This is a genomic window from Enterobacter sp. V87_3, assembly GCF_029967835.1.
GTDB lineage: Bacteria > Pseudomonadota > Gammaproteobacteria > Enterobacterales > Enterobacteriaceae > Enterobacter > Enterobacter cancerogenus.
In genome coordinates, this window is the sequence record NZ_JASCAM010000027.1 from 122,027 (window position 1) to 141,521 (window position 19,495).

The 19,495-nt window shown below is 56.8% G+C and carries 14 protein-coding genes; 4 read left to right on the forward strand and 10 right to left on the reverse strand.

All coding sequences use genetic code 11. The features are described from left to right. Positions 1-237 precede the first annotated feature (237 nt). Entirely contained in the window at positions 238-1,887 is a 1,650-nt protein-coding gene (gene pgi / locus QLG21_RS16890) for a glucose-6-phosphate isomerase (RefSeq protein ID WP_088209289.1), read from the reverse strand. 375 nt (positions 1,888-2,262) lie between these two features. Here pgi and lysC point away from each other — a divergent pair, with 375 nt between their 5' ends. From lysC to QLG21_RS16905, 3 genes are all read left to right on the forward strand, one after another. Then, positions 2,263-3,612: a lysine-sensitive aspartokinase 3 gene (lysC, locus tag QLG21_RS16895; protein WP_006177503.1), complete on the forward strand. Its 1,350-nt coding sequence runs from the start codon at positions 2,263-2,265 to the stop codon at positions 3,610-3,612. A 93-nt stretch (positions 3,613-3,705) separates the two neighbouring features. After that, positions 3,706-4,650, forward strand: a complete 945-nt coding sequence (gene panS / locus QLG21_RS16900; protein ID WP_058610082.1) for a ketopantoate/pantoate/pantothenate transporter PanS — start codon at positions 3,706-3,708, stop codon at positions 4,648-4,650. Between the two features lie 50 nt (positions 4,651-4,700). Next, positions 4,701-4,973, forward strand: coding sequence for a DUF3811 domain-containing protein (locus tag QLG21_RS16905; RefSeq protein WP_006177505.1), 273 nt, complete (start codon positions 4,701-4,703; stop codon positions 4,971-4,973). Here the strand turns inward: QLG21_RS16905 and rluF are convergent, their stop codons facing one another. From rluF to metH, 5 genes are all read right to left on the reverse strand, one after another. Next, positions 4,974-5,846 (reverse strand): 23S rRNA pseudouridine(2604) synthase RluF, encoded by an 873-nt coding sequence (gene rluF, locus QLG21_RS16910; RefSeq protein WP_006177527.1) that lies wholly within the window; start codon positions 5,844-5,846, stop codon positions 4,974-4,976. A gap of 52 nt (positions 5,847-5,898) precedes the next feature. Then, positions 5,899-6,237 (reverse strand): XRE family transcriptional regulator, encoded by a 339-nt coding sequence (locus tag QLG21_RS16915; RefSeq protein WP_088209287.1) that lies wholly within the window; start codon positions 6,235-6,237, stop codon positions 5,899-5,901. Between the two features lie 2 nt (positions 6,238-6,239). Further along, complete coding sequence (locus tag QLG21_RS16920) at positions 6,240-6,590, reverse strand: type II toxin-antitoxin system RelE/ParE family toxin (protein WP_282484840.1); 351 nt, start codon at positions 6,588-6,590, stop codon at positions 6,240-6,242. Between the two features lie 145 nt (positions 6,591-6,735). Continuing rightward, positions 6,736-8,367 (reverse strand): Na/Pi cotransporter family protein, encoded by a 1,632-nt coding sequence (locus QLG21_RS16925; RefSeq protein WP_006177529.1) that lies wholly within the window; start codon positions 8,365-8,367, stop codon positions 6,736-6,738. A gap of 217 nt (positions 8,368-8,584) precedes the next feature. Beyond that, the gene (metH, locus tag QLG21_RS16930; protein ID WP_282484841.1) at positions 8,585-12,268 is read right to left on the reverse strand and encodes a methionine synthase; all 3,684 of its coding nucleotides are present in this window, start codon (positions 12,266-12,268) and stop codon (positions 8,585-8,587) included. Positions 12,269-12,460: 192 nt separating this feature from the next. On the opposite strand from metH, the gene iclR reads away from it, so the two are divergent. Continuing rightward, positions 12,461-13,288 (forward strand): glyoxylate bypass operon transcriptional repressor IclR, encoded by an 828-nt coding sequence (iclR, locus tag QLG21_RS16935; protein WP_042321214.1) that lies wholly within the window; start codon positions 12,461-12,463, stop codon positions 13,286-13,288. 21 nt (positions 13,289-13,309) lie between these two features. Here iclR and aceK read toward each other — a convergent pair whose 3' ends face one another. The 4 genes from aceK to metA all read right to left on the reverse strand — a co-directional run bounded on the left by aceK (position 13,310) and on the right by metA (position 19,275). After that, complete coding sequence (gene aceK / locus QLG21_RS16940) at positions 13,310-15,070, reverse strand: bifunctional isocitrate dehydrogenase kinase/phosphatase (RefSeq protein ID WP_282484842.1); 1,761 nt, start codon at positions 15,068-15,070, stop codon at positions 13,310-13,312. A 67-nt stretch (positions 15,071-15,137) separates the two neighbouring features. Further along, positions 15,138-16,442, reverse strand: a complete 1,305-nt coding sequence (aceA, locus tag QLG21_RS16945) for an isocitrate lyase (protein ID WP_042321216.1) — start codon at positions 16,440-16,442, stop codon at positions 15,138-15,140. 31 nt (positions 16,443-16,473) lie between these two features. Next, positions 16,474-18,075 carry a malate synthase A gene (gene aceB, locus QLG21_RS16950; RefSeq protein ID WP_282484846.1) on the reverse strand — a complete coding sequence of 534 codons (1,602 nt, stop codon included), beginning with the start codon at positions 18,073-18,075 and terminating at the stop codon, positions 16,474-16,476. A 270-nt stretch (positions 18,076-18,345) separates the two neighbouring features. After that, complete coding sequence (gene metA, locus QLG21_RS16955) at positions 18,346-19,275, reverse strand: homoserine O-succinyltransferase (protein WP_006177535.1); 930 nt, start codon at positions 19,273-19,275, stop codon at positions 18,346-18,348. Positions 19,276-19,495: the final 220 nt, after the last annotated feature.

Genomic DNA, 19,495 nt, shown 5'->3' on the forward strand with positions numbered 1-19,495 from the left:
GTTAAAACGGATGGTTAAGAATAATTAATCTAATATAAAAATGTTTAAAAACATGCAGATATAATTAACGCAATAATAACGCACCTGCGTATATTCCTAAAATAAACCGTAGTAACTAAATGGTTTACAGCCTTTTTCAGATTAAACTCACAGCAGGAATTTGAGTTAACTAACAGACATGCGGAATTATCCGATAAAAAAGCCGGCATTACGCCGGCTTGTTTCATGACATATTAATTACGCACGCCATGCTTTATAACGGTTAATCAAACCATTCGTTGAGCTGTCGTGGCTGTCGACGTTTTTATCATCACCCAGCTCCGGCAGAATGCGGTTTGCCAGCTGTTTGCCCAGCTCGACGCCCCACTGGTCAAAGGTGAAGATGTTCAGGATCGCGCCCTGCGTGAAGATTTTGTGCTCATACAGCGCAATCAGCGCCCCCAGGCTGAACGGGGTGATTTCGCGCAGCAGGATGGAGTTGGTTGGGCGGTTGCCTTCGAACACCTTGAACGGCACAACGTGGTCCAGCGTCGCCGGATCTTTACCCTGATCGCGGTATTCCTGCTCTACCACCTCGCGTGATTTGCCGAACGCCAGCGCTTCAGTCTGCGCGAAGAAGTTAGACAGCAGCTTTGGATGGTGGTCGGACAGCGGGTTGTGTGTGATAGCCGGGGCGATGAAATCGCACGGTACCATTTTGGTGCCCTGGTGAATCAGCTGGTAGAACGCGTGCTGGCCGTTGGTGCCCGGTTCGCCCCAGATGATTGGGCCAGTCTGGTAATCCACCGCGTTGCCGTTACGGTCAACGTATTTACCGTTGGATTCCATGTTGCCCTGCTGGAAATAGGCCGCAAAGCGGTGCATATACTGATCGTACGGCAGGATCGCTTCGGTTTCAGCGCCGAAGAAATTGTTGTACCAGATGCCAATCAGCGCCAGCAGCACTGGCAGGTTTTTCTCAGGTGCGGTGGTGGCGAAGTGTTGATCCATCGCGTGCGCGCCGGAGAGCAGCTCAACGAAGTTGTCGAAGCCAACGGACAGGATGATGGACAGGCCAATCGCGGACCACAGAGAGTAGCGGCCGCCAACCCAGTCCCAGAACTCAAACATATTCGCCGTGTCGATGCCGAACTCGCCCACCGCTTTACCGTTGGTAGAAAGCGCTGCGAAGTGTTTCGCCACGTGCTTGTTGTCGCCCGCGGTTTTCAGGAACCAGTCGCGCGCGCTGTGGGCGTTGGTCATGGTTTCCTGGGTGGTGAAAGTTTTGGACGCCACCAGGAACAGCGTGGTTTCCGGGTTAACCGTCTTCAGCACTTCGGCAATATGGGTACCATCTACGTTCGAGACAAAGTGCATGTTGAGGTGGTTTTTGTACGGACGCAGCGCTTCGGTCACCATGAACGGACCGAGGTCAGAACCGCCGATACCGATGTTGACCACGTCGGTGATGGCTTTACCGGTGTAGCCTTTCCAGCTTCCGGAGATGATGGATTCGGAGAAGGTTTTCATCTTCTCCAGTACCGCGTTGACTTCTGGCATCACGTCTTTGCCATCAACGATAATCGGCGTGTTGCTGCGGTTACGCAGCGCAACGTGCAGTACGGCGCGATCTTCGGTACGGTTAATTTTCTCACCGGAGAACATGGATTTGATGGCGTCAGCCAGCTCAGTCTCTTTCGCCAGATCCTGCAGCTTAGCCAGCGTCTCTTCGGTGATGCGGTTTTTGGAGAAATCCACCAGCATCAGGTCATCGAAGGTCGCGGAGAACTTACTGAAACGATCGGCATCTTTCGCGAACAGATCCGCGATGGTGACGTCTTTCATTTCATCAAAATGTTTCTGTAATGCCTGCCAGGCAGAGGTCTGCGTTGGGTTGATGTTTTTCATTAGCAATACTCTTCTGATTTGAGAATTGTGACTGCGGTCGATTGTAGCGCCTGCAAATAAAAATTGTGATGGTTTTTATGCCATTGCCCTGGTCTGCATCAAACGCAGGTGAAAAGACCCGAAAAGTATAGCTGCTGGATGGCCCCTCTGGGGTGGGTAAATATGCCCCCCGTTGCGGCAAAACGAAGCATAAAATATGGCCCTGTTATTAGTCCTGTTACTGAGGGGTACCCCCCCATAAAAAATCCGCATAATCCCAGCATTGACAGGACCTCCCCCGCATTTTATTTATAGGGCCGTATTTTGCGCCTGCACCTGCTTTCGTTTCACTCTTGTGCCAAGGTCGCTTTATTCATTCCCTGACACGAGGTTGTTATGACGAGTTTTGTGGTCGCCAAGTTTGGCGGCACCAGTGTGGCGGATTACGACGCCATGAACCGCAGCGCCGATGTGGTGCTGGCCGATCCGAATACCCGCATGGTGGTGCTTTCTGCCTCCGCTGGCGTGACGAACCTGCTGGTTTCTCTGTCTGAAGGACTGGAAGCGACGGAACGGTTCGTGAAGCTGGATGCGCTGCGCAAAATTCAGTTCGATATTCTTGAACGTCTGCAGAACCCGAACGTCATCCGCGAAGAAGTGGAACGCCTGCTGGAAAACATCACCACGCTGGCGGAAGCCGCCTCTCTGGCGACCTCAACCGCCCTGACCGATGAACTGGTCAGCCACGGCGAACTGATGTCGACTCTGCTGTTCGTTGAGATCATGCGCGAGCGCAATATCCAGGCGCAGTGGTTTGACGTGCGTAAAGTGATGCGCACCAGCGACCGTTTTGGCCGCGCCGAGCCGGACGTGGAAGCGCTGGCCGAACTGACCAGCCAGCAGCTTGCGCCGCGTCTGGAAGAGGGTATCGTCATCACTCAGGGGTTTATCGGCAGCGAGGCCAAAGGTCGCACCACGACCCTGGGCCGTGGCGGCAGCGACTACACCGCCGCCCTGCTCGGCGAAGCCCTGCATGCCACCCGCGTGGATATCTGGACGGACGTTCCGGGTATCTACACCACCGACCCGCGCGTGGTATCCGCTGCGAAACGCATTGACGTCATTGCCTTTGAAGAGGCCGCCGAAATGGCGACCTTCGGCGCGAAGGTGCTGCACCCGGCAACCCTGCTGCCCGCGGTGCGCAGCGATATTCCGGTGTTCGTGGGCTCCAGCAAAGATCCACAGGCGGGCGGAACGCTGGTCTGCAAAAAAACCGAAAACCCGCCGCTGTTCCGCGCTCTGGCCCTGCGTCGCCGCCAGACGCTGGTCACGCTGCACAGCCATAATATGCTGCACTCCCGTGGTTTCCTGGCGGAAGTGTTCGGCATCCTGGCACGCCATAATATCTCCGTAGACCTGATCACCACTTCCGAAGTGAGCATCGCGCTGACGCTGGACACCACCGGCTCCACCTCCACCGGTGACACCCTGCTGACCCAGTCGCTGCTGATTGAGCTGTCGGAGCTGTGCCGCGTTGAAGTGGAAGAGGATCTGGCGCTGGTTGCCATCATCGGCAACAAACTGTCCCGCGCCTGCGGCGTAGGCAAAGAGGTCTTCGGCGTGCTCGACCCGTTCAGCATCCGCATGATTTGCTACGGCGCGTCCAGCTATAACCTCTGCTTCCTGGTGCCTGCGGATCAGGCGGAGCAGGTGGTGCAAAAACTTCATCAGAATTTGTTTGAATAAAATTCGTTAGCACGTTAAACAATATCGATAAGCCGGGCTCAGACCCGGCTTTTTTATAACTAAACAACACGACAATACTGCAAGGAATTCATTATGTTATCCGCCATCACCCGGCTGTTCCCGTTATGGGCGCTGCTGCTGTCTGTACTCGCGTATTACACCCCTGGCACCTTCACTGGCATTGGCCCGTGGGTCACCACTCTGCTTATGCTGATTATGCTCGGCATGGGCGTGCACCTGAAAATTGACGATTTTAAGCGCGTGCTGTCGCGCCCCGCCCCCGTCGCCGCAGGGATTTTCCTGCACTATCTGGTGATGCCGCTCGCCGCGTGGCTGCTGGCCATGGCTTTTAAGATGCCGCCCGACCTCTCCGCCGGAATGGTGCTGGTGGGAAGCGTCGCCAGCGGTACGGCATCCAACGTGATGATCTATCTGGCAAAAGGTGACGTCGCACTCTCGGTAACCATTTCGTCCGTTTCCACGCTGGTAGGGGTGATTGCCACGCCGCTGCTCACCCGCCTGTACGTGGACGCGCACATTCAGGTTGACGTGATGGGCATGCTGCTAAGCATTCTGCAAATTGTGGTGATCCCGATTGCGCTGGGGCTGGTGATTCACCACCTGTTCCCCCGGGTGGTGAAAGCGATCGAGCCGTATCTGCCCGCCTTTTCGATGGTCTGCATTCTGGCGATCATTAGCGCCGTGGTGGCCGGTTCCGCCTCGCACATTGCGTCCGTGGGCTTTGTGGTCATCATCGCGGTGGTGCTGCATAACACCATCGGCCTGTTAGGCGGCTACTGGGGCGGTAAGCTGTTTGGCTTTGACGAGTCGACCTGCCGCACGCTGGCGATCGAGGTAGGGATGCAGAACTCCGGCCTGGCGGCGGCGCTCGGTAAGATTTACTTCTCGCCGCTGGCGGCCCTGCCGGGCGCGCTGTTCTCCGTCTGGCATAATCTCTCCGGCTCGCTGCTGGCGGGCTACTGGTCAGGCAAGCCGATTGATGAACCCGCGAAAAAAGATGTGGTGGAACAACGTTAATTGACGTCACATGCTTTACACTGGAGCCTCCCCATCAGGAGGTTCCAGCAATGGCGACACCACGACTGACCCAGAAAGACATGACGGAAGCCGAGCAGCGCGAACTCAAAACGCTTCTTGACCGCGCCCGCATCGCGCATGGCCGCACGCTGACCAACGCCGAAACCAATCAGGTTAAAAAAGAGTACATCGACAAGCTGATGGCGCAGCGCGACGCCGAAGCGAAAAAAGCCCGCAAACTGAAAAAAGAGCAGGCGTATAAACCCGATAAAGAGGCGACGTTTTCCTGGTCTGCCACAACCTCGACACGCGGAAGGCGCTAATTAGCGCCCTTTCTTTTTACGGCCCGGCTGCGCGAAGCGTTTCCCGTTCGCCGGCTTGCCTCGCCCTTTCTCTTCCGCTGGCGGAGCCTTTACCACCGGGCGTTTAATGGCCTGGGTTTTCGGTTTGGCTTTGGCCTTCGGCTTCGCTTCGGACGACGAATTTTCGATAAGCCTGAACAGCTCGATCAGCTCGTCATCCGTTAAATCACGCCACTCGCCCAGCGGAATGCCGGACAGGCTCACGTTCATGATGCGGGTGCGCTCCAGCTTCGTCACGTCATACCCAAAGTGCTCGCACATGCGGCGGATCTGACGGTTCAGCCCCTGCACCAGGGTAATGCGAAACGCAAACGGCGCTTCTTTTTTAACCTTGCACTTCTTCGTTACGGTGCCCAGAATCGGCACCCCCGCGCCCATACCACGGATGAACTCGTCCGTGACCGGCTTGTTCACCGTCACGATGTACTCTTTCTCGTGATCGTTACCGGCGCGCAGAATTTTGTTCACCAGGTCGCCGTGGTTGGTGAGAAAAATCAGCCCCTGAGAGTCTTTATCCAGACGCCCAATCGGGAAGATGCGGCTGCTGTGGTTAACGAAATCCACAATATTGTCCCGCTCGCCATCTTCCGTGGTGCTGACGATACCAACCGGTTTGTTCAACGCGATAAATACCAGGTCTTCTGCATCACGCGGTTCAATGAGCTGACCATTCACTTTGACCACATCGCCAGGTACAACCTGGTCGCCGATGGTGGCGCGTTTGCCGTTGAGGAACACGTTACCTTGTTCAATGTAACGGTCCGCCTCGCGACGTGAGCAGATCCCGCTCTCGCTAATGTATTTGTTTAATCGGGTTGATTGAGTTGGCAGCATAGTTTCTCCTGTGAAGGGCGAAATATACCTTAGGTTTGGGCTGGTAAAAAGATTAGCCCACGGTAACTGAGACAGGTTTTCCAAGTTTACTCAGCATCATGACCAGCGTATCAAGCGTAAACTTGCTCGTTTTAAGGTTCACAACATCGGAGACACGTGGGCGGGAGACGTTCAGTCTTGCCGCTGCGTCAGCCTGGCGCAGCTTGTTTTCAGCGATCCACGTGGAGATTTCCAGCATAAGCTGTCGCTTGATCGCCAGCAGTTGCTCCACTTCCTTGCCAGCTTTTTCCCGTAACCGTTCAGCCTCATCCCTGTCAAACCCCAGCTCGGCAAAAATGTTGGCGTCTGCCGCCGTCACATGGCGAATTTTAGTATCAATGTTCTTTCCCATCTTTAACCCCTCCGGGCATCAAGCACCGCATGCAAACGTACCTTTGTAATCTGTTTATCCTGGCCTGATGTCCGCTGTGTTTTCTTGTTAAAGCAATGAAGTACATACACGGCGTCGTCAAAACGGGCCAGGTAAAGAATACGAAATGCCCCTGTATTTCCCCGAAGCCGAATTTCAGCAACGCCTTTGCCAATCTCTGACATGGGCTTCCAGTCTGCGGCCTCCAGACCAGACTGCAGGCGGTGCAGTTGATAACCCGCGTCTCTTCGAATCTCTTCCGGGAAGCCGAGCAAATCGTCATACGCACTTCCCATCCATGCGATAGGCCGCATTGCCGGCCTTTGTGAAAGCATACCACATCCTTGTATAAAATTTTATACACCAAAAAACATTAAAACGTTGCAGCGCGGATAAGTGCTTTACCCGCGATGCAACGTTACGGTTGGGAAGGGATGTCGTCACGCCTGACGAAAGCAAACTGCGAGGCGCTTTCAGAGATTAATACTCATCCCGCTCGTCATCTTCGTCCGGCTGCTCCATTACGCTGTAGGCCACCGCGCAGAACAGCGAGTTAAGACGTTTCATATCGCCCAGCAGCCCCAGGTGCAGGGAGCTGGTCTCAATGCTCTGCACGTTCTGCTGATGCAGACGCTCAACGTGGGCGTGCGAATAGCGGCGGTTGAGAATGCGGAAGCGGTGCTTGTTGCGCCGCAGCCGACGCGCGCTCGGTACGTCGCTGGAGAAGAAGACCGAGAGGGCCAGCTTCAGGTTGCTGACCAGCTGCTCATGCAGCGCCTCCAGCTCCTTAAGCCCTTCGACGGAGAAGGCGCGACGCGCGGCAAGGGATTTATCCGCAATTTCACTGCCCATGCGCTCGACGATATCTGAGGCCTGCTCCAGGTTGAGGGACATTTCGATGATTTCCGCCCAGCGGCGGGACTCCTCTTCCGCCAGTTCGTCCTGCGGGATGCGCGCCAGATAGAGCTTGATGGCGGTATAGAGCACGTTGATGTCGTCCGCCAGCTTTCGCAGCTCTTTCTCCTCGCGCGGCTCGCCATGCATCACTTTTTGCAGCCCTTCGAGCATGGTTTCCATCGCATCGCCCATGCGCAGCGTTTCGCGGGCGGCGTTGGCAATAGCCAGCGCCGGGGTATCCAGCACGGAGGTATCAAGATGCTTCGGTTTCAGGCGGGCGTCCAGCTCGGGTTCATCCCGAATGAGGCGCTCGCAGAAACGGGCCATCGGCGCGGCGAAAGGGACCATCGCCAGGCAACGCACCAGGTTGTAGAAGACGTGGAAATAGATCACCAGCTCGGCTTTCGGCAGCGGCAGGTTGTCCATCAGGTTCGCCAGCGGATGGACAAACGGCAGGATAATCAGGCTGCCCACCAGCTTAAACAGCAGGCTACCGAGCGCCACGCGGCGTGCGGCGGCGTTGGCGGCGCTGTTGTTGAGCATCGCCAGCAGGCCCGAACCAAGGTTGGCACCGATCACCAGACAGAGCGCCACCGGGAAGGAAATGACCCCTGCGGCGGTAAGCGTCGCGGTCAGCAGCACGGCTGCCAGGCTCGAGTAGCTGACGATGGCGAACACCGCGCCGATGAGTGCATCCAGCATGATATCGCCGGTCAGAGAGGCAAAGATGACCTGCACCCCGTTGGCCTGAGTGATCGGCGTCACCGCCTGCACAATCAGCTCCAGCGCCAGCAGAATCAGCCCAAGGCCAATGCCCACGCGGCCAAGCTGCCCGGCACGGCTCTGCTTACGGCTCAGGAAGAAAATCACGCCGATAAATATCAGCAGCGGCGACAGCCAGGAGAGATCGAAGGTCAGCACGCGCGCCATTAGCGCGGTCCCGACGTCGGCACCGAGAACAATCACCAGCGCCGGGGCGAGCGCCACCAGATCCTGCGCCACAAACGAGGTGACGAGCATGGTGGTCGCATTACTGCTTTGCACCAGCGCCGTTACGCCGATGCCCGCGCAAAAGGCGAGCGGCTTCTTCTCAACGCTGCCGCTGAGAACGGTGCGTAAACGCGCGCCAAACACGCGCATCACGCCGGTGCGGACAATATGAGTGCCCCACACCAGCAGTGCGACTGCAGAGAGCAGATGTAACAACGTCAGCACGGAAAGTGTTCCTCCTTATCGTTATCTGTTTTCCTGAGGTTTACTGCGCGCTGTCTTGCCGGATGGCGGTTACGCCTTATCCGGCCTACGCACAGGACCGGTAAGCGCAGCGCCACCGGGCAATATGGCCAGAACCTTCTTCCAGTATAAGGGTTTAAATGTAAGAAAGAGACAGGGCGCCTGATGAGCGCCCTGTTTGTTGTAAGGAAAGGTGACGTCAGTCTGCGTCGTAGCCCAGATTAGGGGCTAACCAGCGCTCCACTTCCGACACGCTCATCCCTTTGCGCAGGGCGTAGTCTTCTACCTGATCGCGCTGAAGCTGTGCCACCGCAAAGTATTTGCTGTCCGGATGGCTAAAGTACCAGCCGGAGACAGACGCGCCCGGCCACATGGCGAAGGACTCGGTGAGCTTCATCCCGGTATGCGTCTCCACGTCCAGCAGTTTCCAGATCGTCCCCTTCTCGGTGTGCTCCGGGCAGGCAGGATAGCCCGGTGCCGGACGAATGCCCTGATAGTTTTCGCGGATCAACTCTTCGTTGCTGAGGTTTTCATTCGCCGCGTAGCCCCAGTGCACCTTGCGCACGCGCTCGTGCAGATATTCGGCGAAGGCCTCCGCCAGACGGTCGGCAATGGCTTTGATCATGATTTTATTGTAATCATCATGCTGCGCGTCGAACGCCTCTGCCAGCGCGTCCTCTTCCAGCCCACCGGTCACGGCAAACGCGCCGATATAGTCGGCTTTACCGCTTAACTTCGGTGCGACGAAATCCGCCAGGCAGTAGTTGGCAAAGCCCACTTTCTCCGTTTGCTGGCGCAGGTGATGGCTCACCGCCAGCACGTGGGTGCGGGTTTCATCGCGATAAATTTCGATATCGTCCCCCACGCGGTTCGCCGGGAACAGGCCCACCACGCCGCGCGGGTTGAGCGTTTTCTCCGCGCTCAGCCTGTCGAGCATGTCGTTGGCATCGTTAAACAGGCGTTTTGCCTCTTCGCCCACCACCTCATCTTCCAGGATGCGCGGGTATTTGCCTGCCAGCGACCAGGTCATAAAGAACGGCGTCCAGTCGATGTAGTTGCGCAGCGTTTCAATGCTGGCGGTGACGTCCTGCACGCCCAGACGGTGCGCCACCGGCGGCGTATAGGCCGACCAGTCGAATGCCAGATCGTTTTCACGCGCCGCCTGAAGCGAGACTGGCGGCGTGCGCGGTTTCTTGCGCCCGTGCTGGATGCGCACGGTTTCGTACTCTTTTCGGGTACGCGCCACGAACTCATCGCGCTGGGTGTCGGACAGCAGCGCGGACACCACGCCCACGGTGCGCGAGGCGTTCTGCACATACACCGTCGGCCCGCTGTAGTTCTGTTCGATTTTCACCGCCGTGTGCGCTTTTGAGGTGGTCGCCCCGCCGATCAGCAGCGGAATAGTAAAGCCCTGACGCTCCATCTCTTTGGCAACAAAGACCATCTCGTCCAGCGACGGGGTAATCAGCCCGGAGAGGCCAATCAGGTCGGCGTTCACTTCCCGCGCGGTTTTGAGGATTTTATCCGCCGGGACCATCACGCCGAGATCGATAATCTCGTAGTTGTTACACTGCAAAACCACGCCGACGATATTCTTGCCGATGTCGTGCACGTCGCCCTTGACGGTGGCGATCACCATCTTGCCGTTGCTGGAGCCTTTCTCTTTGCTGGCTTCGATGTACGGCTCAAGGTAGGCCACTGCCTGTTTCATCACGCGTGCGGACTTCACCACCTGCGGCAGGAACATTTTGCCTTCGCCAAACAGGTCGCCGACCACGTTCATGCCGTCCATCAGCGGGCCTTCAATCACTTCTATCGGGCGCGCTGCCTGCTGGCGGGCCTCTTCGGTGTCGAATTCAATAAATTCGGTGATGCCTTTAACCAGCGAATACTCCAGACGCTTTTTCACGTCCCAGGCGCGCCACTCGGCCTGCTGAACGTTTACCGCCTCATCGGATTTACTGCCACGGTATTTCTCGGCCAGATCCAGCATGCGTTCGGTAGCGTCGTCGCGACGGTTAAGGATCACATCCTCCACCGCGTCGCGCAGTTCGGCGGGCAGGTCGTCATAAATGGCCAGTTGCCCGGCGTTGACGATGCCCATGTCCATCCCGTTACGGATGGCGTAGTAAAGGAACACGGCGTGGATCGCCTCGCGTACCGGGTCGTTACCGCGAAACGAGAACGAGACGTTGGAGACGCCGCCGGAGATCAGCGCGTGCGGCAGCTCGCGTTTGATGTCTTCGCACGCGCCGATAAAGTCCTGCGCGTAGTTATTGTGTTCTTCAATGCCGGTTGCCACGGCGAAAATGTTCGGGTCGAAGATGATGTCTTCCGGCGGGAAGCCCACCTCTTCGGTCAAAATTTTATACGCGCGGCGGCAGATCTCAATTTTGCGCTCGCGGGTATCGGCCTGGCCGACTTCGTCAAAGGCCATCACCACCACGGCGGCGCCGTAGCGACGTACCTGCTTCGCATGATGGATAAAACTCTCGACGCCCTCTTTCATCGAAATCGAGTTAACGATGCCTTTGCCCTGAATACACTTCAGCCCTTTTTCGATGACGTCCCATTTGGAGGAGTCGATCATGATCGGCACGCGGGCGATGTCCGGCTCACCGGCGATCAGGTTCAGAAAACGCACCATCGCCGCTTCGGCGTCGAGCATCCCCTCATCCATGTTGATATCGATAATCTGCGCGCCGCTCTCCACCTGCTGACGCGCCACGTCCAGCGCTTCGCTGTATTTTTCTTCTTTAATCAGCCGCTTGAACTTTGCAGAACCGGTCACGTTAGTACGTTCGCCCACGTTCACAAACAGGCTGTCGTCGCCGATGGTTAACGGCTCAAGACCGGAGAGACGGCAGGCAACCGGAAGCTCAGGCAGCTTACGCGGCGGTAGCCCTGACACCGCGTTACTCATGGCGGCGATGTGCTCCGGCGTGGTGCCGCAGCAGCCGCCAACGATGTTCAGGAAGCCAGACTCGGCCCACTCGCGGATTTGCGCCGCCATGGTGTCGGCATCCAGATCGTATTCGCCAAAGGCGTTTGGCAGCCCGGCGTTCGGGTGCGCGGTCACGTAGCACTCCGCGATGCGGGACAACTCCTGCACATACTGGCGCAGTTCGTCTGGCCCCAGCGCGCAGTTCAGGCCGAAGGTGAGCGCGTCGGCGTGGCGCAGAGAGTTGTAAAACGCCTCCGTCGTCTGGCCGGAGAGCGTGCGCCCGGAGGCGTCGGTGATGGTGCCGGAAATCATGATCGGCAGGTCCACGCCCAGCGCCTCGAACTCCGCTTTCACCGCGTAGATGGCGGCCTTGGCGTTAAGGGTGTCGAATACCGTTTCAATCAGGATCAGGTCGGACCCGCCTTCCACCAGCGCTTTGGTCGATTCCCGGTAGGCGGCCACCAACTGGTCAAAGGTGACATTACGAAACGCCGGATCGTTCACGTCCGGTGAGATCGACGCGGTGCGGTTCGTCGGGCCAAGCACACCGGCAACGTAGCGCGGTTTGTCCGGCGTGCGGGCGGTCCATTCATCGGCGCAGGCGCGCGCCAGCTTTGCCGCCTCGAAGTTAATCTCCGCCGACAGGGATTCCATCTGGTAATCCGCCATGGCGATGGTTGTCGAGTTAAAGGTGTTGGTTTCAACGATATCGGCACCCGCCTCAAAGTAGGCGTTGTGGATATCGGCAATCACCTGCGGTTTGCTTAACACCAGCAGGTCATTGTTGCCTTTGAGATCGCATGGCCAGTCGGCAAAGCGTTCGCCGCGGAAATCGTCTTCACTGAGGCGATAGCCCTGGATCATGGTGCCCATGCCGCCGTCCAGCACCAGAATTCGTTCATTTAACTGCGCACGCAGTTGCTCTACTTTGCTGCTCACACTTGCTCCCGACAACGCTCAACATGGCCAAAAGGCTGCGGTCCATACTGGCATATTCTCGCAGGGCGGAAAAGTCACTCAGCGGTAACATGAGACATGTTCACCATCACTCCTCCGATCAGTCAGGATACGGTTGCAAATTCACCAAATAAAACGAAAATGATTTCCACGATACAGAAAAAGGAGTTGCCCATGGTCGCGACCGTTCCCGCTAAACGCGGCAGAAAACCTGCTGCCACCCCCTCAGCGCAACCCGGCGGACAGGTTCAATCGCTGACGCGGGGTTTGAAGCTGCTGGAATGGATAGCCGAATCGCACGGCAGCGTGGCCCTGACGGAACTGGCGCAGCAGGCCGGGCTTCCCAACTCCACCACACACCGCCTGCTGACCACCATGCAGCAGCTGGGCTTCGTCCGCCAGGTCGGCGAGCTGGGGCACTGGGCGGTGGGCGCACATGCGTTTATCGTGGGGAGCAGCTTCCTGCAGAGCCGTAATCTGCTGGCGATTGTCCACCCTATTCTGCGCAAGCTGATGGAGGACTCCGGCGAGACGGTGAACCTGGCCGTGCTGGACCAGAGCGATCATCAGGCAGTCATTATCGACCAGGTCCAATGTACGCAGCTGATGCGCATGTCCGCCCCGATTGGCGGCAAGCTGCCGATGCACGCCTCCGGCGCGGGAAAAGCGTTTTTGTCGCAGCTCAGCGAAGAGCAGGTGACGGGGTTGCTGCACCGCAAAGGGCTACACGCCTACACTCACGCCACCCTGGTTTCGCCGGTGCACCTGAAAGAAGATTTAGCCCTGACACGTAAGCGCGGCTATTCGTTTGATGACGAAGAGCACGCCCTGGGTCTGCGCTGCCTGGCGGCCTGTATTTTTGACGAGCATCGCGAGCCGTTCGCCGCCATTTCGATTTCCGGGCCGATCTCACGCATGACCGACGACCGCGTAACGGAGCTGGGCGCGCTGGTGATTAAGGCGGCGAAAGAGGTGACGCTGGCGTACGGTGGGATCCGTTAAGATGGGTTTGCCGGGAGGCGGCTACGCCTTACCCGGCCTACATTCGAGCCCTTCTCCTGGAGAAAACCGGATGCTAAACCGCTGCTTGCGGCGGTAGGCGTAAACGTCTTCAACGTGCCCGTTCTTGATCCGCGTTTGCAGTTCGCGCCAGTAGTCGGCGCGGAACAGGTCGTCGTGCATCTCCTCAAATAATGGCCTGATACGCGGGTCAGCGCACAGCCAGTGGCGAAACTCCTCGGGAAACACATCGCCCGGCGAGACGCTGTACCACGGCTCACCGGACAGCTCATCCTCCGGGTGGCGCGGCGGCGGAATATCGCGGAAATTCACCTCAGTCATATAGCAAATTTCATCGTAATCGTAGAACACCACCCGACCGTGGCGCGTCACGCCAAAGTTTTTAAACAGCATATCGCCAGGGAAAATATTGGCGGCGGCAAGCTGGCGGATGGCGTTACCGTACTCTTCAATCGCATCGCGTAGCGCCTGGCCTTCTGACTGCTCAAGCCAGATATTGAGCGGCACCATGCGGCGCTCAATATAAAGGTGGCCAATCACGATTTTATCCCCCAGATCGGTGATCTTCCCCGGCGCTTCCTGCATTAACAGCGCCATCAGCGCCGGATCGATCTGCTGTTTATCCAGCACGAAATTTTCGAACTCCTGGGTATCGGCCATGCGTCCGACGCGGTCGTGCTCTTTCACCAGCTGATAGCAGGCGCGGACGTGGGCGGCGGTCATCTCTTTCTGCGGGGCGAATGTGTCTTTGATGATCTTAAACACGCGGTCAAAGCCCGGCAGGGTGAAAACCAGCATCACCATCCCGCGGATGCCGGGGGCTTCGATAAATTGCTCATCCGCGCTGGCGATATAGTGAAGGTATTCCCGGTAACTTTCGGTTTTGGCGTGTTTCTGACAGCCAATCGCCATGTACAGCTCGGCGGTGGTTTTACCCGGCAGGATCTCGCGCAGCCATTCAACCAGCGCCGCAGGCAGCGGAGCGTATACCATGAAATAGGACCGGGCAAAGCCGAACACAATGCTGGCCTCTGCGCTAGTGGTCAGGCAGGTATCGATAAACAGTTCACCTTCATCGGTGCGGTGAATGGGCAGCAGAAACGGCACGGTGGCGGAGGGCGTAACCAGCTTGCCGACCAGCCAGGCCGCTTTATTGCGGTAGAAAAGCTCGTTGGCCACCTGTAAATGGCTGTTCCTGAGCACCTCTGCGCCAAAGGTTTCGATGAGATGCGCGATGATATAGCCAATATCCCGGATTTTATTTTCCCAGGGCAAACGCAGGGGCAGGTCCGTTAACACGCGATGGAGCAGCGGTTCCCAGCCGCGATCGGGAAAAAAATCTTTCGCCAGCGGGCGCGGGATAGTACGAAATCGGCGCTCCGGCTGGGAGCTGAAAATAAATAGCCGCTCGGGAGATAACGAGCGGTGGTCAAATAACCGGCAATAGACAGAGTTAAAAAAGCTCTCTGCAATCTCGAAGCGAGGGTAATCGGGCAACAATTGGGTGTATTGCTCTTTCACGCGCAGCAGAAACGCCGCGTCCGGGCTTTTGCCGTCGGTGATACAGCGCAGCTGCTCCACCACAAGCCCTACGTGATGATCGTAGAGATGAATACGCTGCTTCATGGCCTGCTGAACCGCATGCCAGTCGGCCTGCTCGAAGCGCTGCTGCGCGCCCGAGGTGACCTCCAGAAAACGACCATACTGGGCGTCGAAGCCCTGCAAAATAGTCTGTGCTATCAGTAATTCCAGGCCACGCGGCATATTTTCCTCCAGTACCCCTCACCCTAACCCTCTCGCTCGGGGAGAGGGCCGGGGTGAGGGGGAAATATCAGAACTGGGCTTCTTCAGTTGAACCCGTTAACGCGGTGACGGAGGAGGTTCCGCCCTGGATAATGGTGGTGACGTTATCGAAGTAGCCGGTTCCCACCTCCTGCTGGTGCGACACAAAGGTATAGCCGTCTTTGCCGGCGGCGAACTCTGGCTGCTGAACCTTCTCAACATAGTGCTTCATGCCCTCGCCCTGCGCGTAAGCGTGCGCCAGGTCGAACATGTTGAACCACATGCTGTGGATCCCCGCCAGGGTGATGAACTGGTATTTGTAGCCCATATCCGAGAGCTGCTGCTGGAAGCTGGCGATCGTCTCGTCGTCCAGTTTCTTCTGCCAGTTGAAGGACGGCGAGCAGTTGTAGGCCAGCAGTTTGCCCGGATATTTGGCATGGATGGCATCGGCAAAACGTTTAGCCAGCGCCAGATCCGGCGTGGAGGTTTCACACCAGACCAGGTCAGCGTAAGGCGCATAGGCCAGGCCGCGGCTGATGGCCTGCTCTATACCCGCATGGGTGCGATAGAACCCTTCGCTGGTGCGCTCGCCGGTAATAAATTCGCTGTCGTACGGATCACAGTCAGAGGTGATCAGATCAGCCGCGTCCGCATCGGTACGGGCGATCACCAGCGTGGGCACGCCAAGCACGTCGGCTGCCAGACGCGCTGCAACCAGCTTCTGAATCGCTTCCTGTGTCGGAACCAGCACCTTGCCGCCCATGTGCCCACACTTCTTCACCGACGCCAGCTGGTCTTCGAAGTGAACGGCCGCTGCACCGGCTTCAATCATCGATTTCATCAGCTCGAATGCGTTGAGCACGCCGCCAAAACCGGCTTCTGCATCCGCAACGATCGGCAGGAAGTAGTCAACAAAGCGCGGATCGTTTGGCTCGATACCTGCCGCCCACTGGATCTGATCCGCACGGCGGAAGGTGTTGTTGATCCGATCAACCACCGACGGCACGGAGTTCGCCGGGTAGAGCGACTGATCCGGATACATACTGGAGGCCAGGTTGGCATCTGCTGCAACCTGCCAGCCTGAAAGATAGATGGCTTCAATCCCGGCCTTCGCCTGCTGCAGCGCCTGCCCCCCGGTCAGCGCGCCCAGGCTGTTGATGTAGCCTTTTTTGGCACCGCCGTGCAGCAGTGCCCACATTTTTGCCGCACCATGCTGTGCGAGCGTGCATTCCGGGTTGACCGAGCCGCGTAATTTCACCACTTCCTCTGCGCTGTAGGGGCGACGGATGCCTTCCCAGCGCGGTTGTGTCCACTCTTTCTGTAACTCTTCGATCTGTTGGGTACGGGTTTTCATGTGCAGATGCTCCATATTGTTATGTGGTGAATTACGCCAGGAAGCGGTAGCCCGGCAGGGTAAGGAAGTCGATTAAGTCATCTGAAGTAGTGATTTGCTCCATCAGGCGGGCAGCCTCGTTAAAGCGTCCGCTGCTGAAGCGGTGCTCGCCCAGCTCGTCCTGGATCACCCGCATCTCCTCAGCCAGCATCTGACGGAACAATTCTTTAGTGACGGGCTTACCGTTGCTGAGCGTTTTTTGGTGATGGATCCACTGCCAGATAGAGGTGCGTGAGATCTCCGCCGTAGCCGCATCTTCCATCAGGCCGTAGATTGGGACGCAGCCGTTACCGGAGATCCACGCCTCGATGTACTGCACGGCAACGCGAATATTGGCGCGCATGCCCTCTTCGGTGCGTTCGCCCTCGCACGGGGCCAGCAGCTGTTCTTCAGCCGTGGGAGCATCGTCTTCGCGGGTGACAAACAGCTGATTTTTGTTGTCGCCGAGCACGCGGTTAAATACCTCCATCGCCGTATCGGCCAGGCCCGGGTGGGCAATCCACGTACCGTCGTGGCCATTGAGGGCTTCCAACTCTTTATCGGCTTTTACCTTGTTGAGCACCTGATTGTTGCGCTCAGGGTCTTTGCTCGGGATAAAAGCCGCCATACCGCCCATCGCAAAGGCGCCGCGCTTGTGGCAGGTCTTAATCAGCAGGCGCGAGTAGGCGCTCAGGAAGGGTTTATCCATAGTGACGACCTGACGATCCGGCAACACGCGGTCGGGATGGTTTTTCAGGGTTTTGATATAGCTGAAGATATAGTCCCAGCGCCCGCAGTTCAGGCCAACAATATGGTCACGCAGCGCGTGCAGGATTTCATTCATCTGGAATACGGCAGGCAGCGTTTCGATCAGCAGCGTGGCTTTGATGGTGCCGCGAGGCAGGTCGAAGCGATCCTCCGCATAGCTGAACACCTCACTCCACCAGGCGGCCTCCTGCCAGGCCTGCGTTTTCGGCAAATAGAAATAGGGGCCGCTGCCTTTCGCCAGCAGGTTTTTATGGTTGTGGAAGAAATAGAGTGCAAAATCGAACAGACTGCCCGGGATGGCTTCACCGCGCCAGGTAACATGTTTTTCAGGCAGGTGTAAACCGCGTACACGGCAGATCAGCACGGCTGGATCGGGTTTAAGCTGATAGATTTTCCCGGCTTCGGTGGTGTAACTGATGATGCCATTCACGGCGTCGCGCAGGTTAATCTGCCCCTCGATCACCTTACGCCAGTCGGGAGCCAGCGAGTCTTCAAAATCGGCCATAAACACTTTAACGTTGGCGTTCATGGCATTGATCACCATCTTGCGCTCGACCGGGCCGGTGATCTCGACGCGACGATCCTGTAAGTCGTCAGGGATACCGCGGATCGTCCACTCACCGCGACGAATGGAAGCAGTTTCCGAAATAAAACCAGGCAGCTTCCCGTTATCAATTTCCTGCTGCTGGTGAACGCGTGCCGCCAGCAGTTTATTACGCTGTGGCGCAAAGCGTGTCACCAACTCGGTCAGGAACTCGACGGCCTCCGGGGTCAATATCTGCTGTTCCTGCTCACCCTGCGGCTGGTTAAAGGCCAGTTCATCGGCTGTGGTTGCCTGCTCAGTCATCATTCTGCTCCTCATTAAAGATCCAAAAACACACCCCCAACGCGAACGAAAGATCGTTGTGCGGTTTTCGCTCAGCAGAATTAAGACTATCTGTAATTTTTCTAAAATCAAAAACAATTTCCATTTTTAATTTTAAAGTTGCTTAACCACTTGATTAAATTGATATTAAAGTTTTATTCATAGATGGTTTGGATTTCGGAAATAAAAAAGGCACCCGAGGGTGCCTGATATGGACAGCTGAAACGCTTTAGGATCGTTTCAGGTAGCGGATTACTCTAACGTCGGATTCATATGACGCAGATCGTATGGCGTGATCTGGTAGACGTAATAGTTGAGCCAGTTAGTGAACAGCAGATTTCCGTGGCTGCGCCAGGTCGCCCGGGGCGTGTTCTGCGGATCGTTTTTTGGGAAGTAGTTGTACGGGACATCCGGGTTAAGGCCCGCCTCAAGATCGCGGAAAAATTCGGATGCGAGGGTATCGGGATCGTATTCGGGATGGCCCGTGACAAAGGCGATACGTTTGTCTTTACTGGCGAACAGGTACGCATCCCCGTCTTCCGTTTCAGCGAGGATCTCAAGATCGGTATAATCGCGGATCAGCTGCGCCGGGAAGTCTGCATAACGGGAGTGCGGCGCGAGGAAAGAATCGTCAAAACCGCGCGTCAGCAGCGCATGAGGGTGCAGGATATGGTGTTCGTATACGCCAGAGAGTTTTTCGGTGCGGGTTTGTTTAGGAATACCGTAGAGGATATTCAGTGCAGCCTGAACCGCCCAACAGACGAAAAGCGTGGAGGTGACGTGATCTTTTGCCCACTCCAGCACCTGTTTGATCTGCGGCCAATAGGCAACGTCATTGAACTCCACCAGACCCAGCGGCGCGCCGGTGACAATCAGCCCATCGAAGTTTTCATCGCGGATATCATCGAAGTTGCAGTAGAAGTTGTTCAGATGCTCAGAAGGCGTGTTGCGCGACTCGCGGGCATCGATACGCAGCAGCTGGATATCAACCTGTAACGGAGAGTTGGAGAGCAGGCGCAGGAACTGGTTTTCTGTTTCAATCTTCTTTGGCATCAGATTGAGAATGAGCACCTTCAGCGGGCGAATTTCCTGACCTGTCGCGCGTGAAGCCGTCATGACAAAGACGTTCTCTTCACGTAAGAAATTGACGGCTGGTAGCTCGTCCTGCACCCGTATCGGCATATCGTTGAATCCTCAAAGCATACGTATAAACGTTTAGACATCCAGATAGCTAACGATACCGAGATCCGGCCTGAATGTCGAGTCTGCAAGAGGAAGGTGAGAAAGTTTCACGGAGAGGAATAAAGCCAAAAGCAAAAACCCCGCACCTTACGGTACGGGGTTCTTCTTGTTTGATGCCTGGCAGTTCCCTACTCTCACATGGGGAGACCCCACACTACCA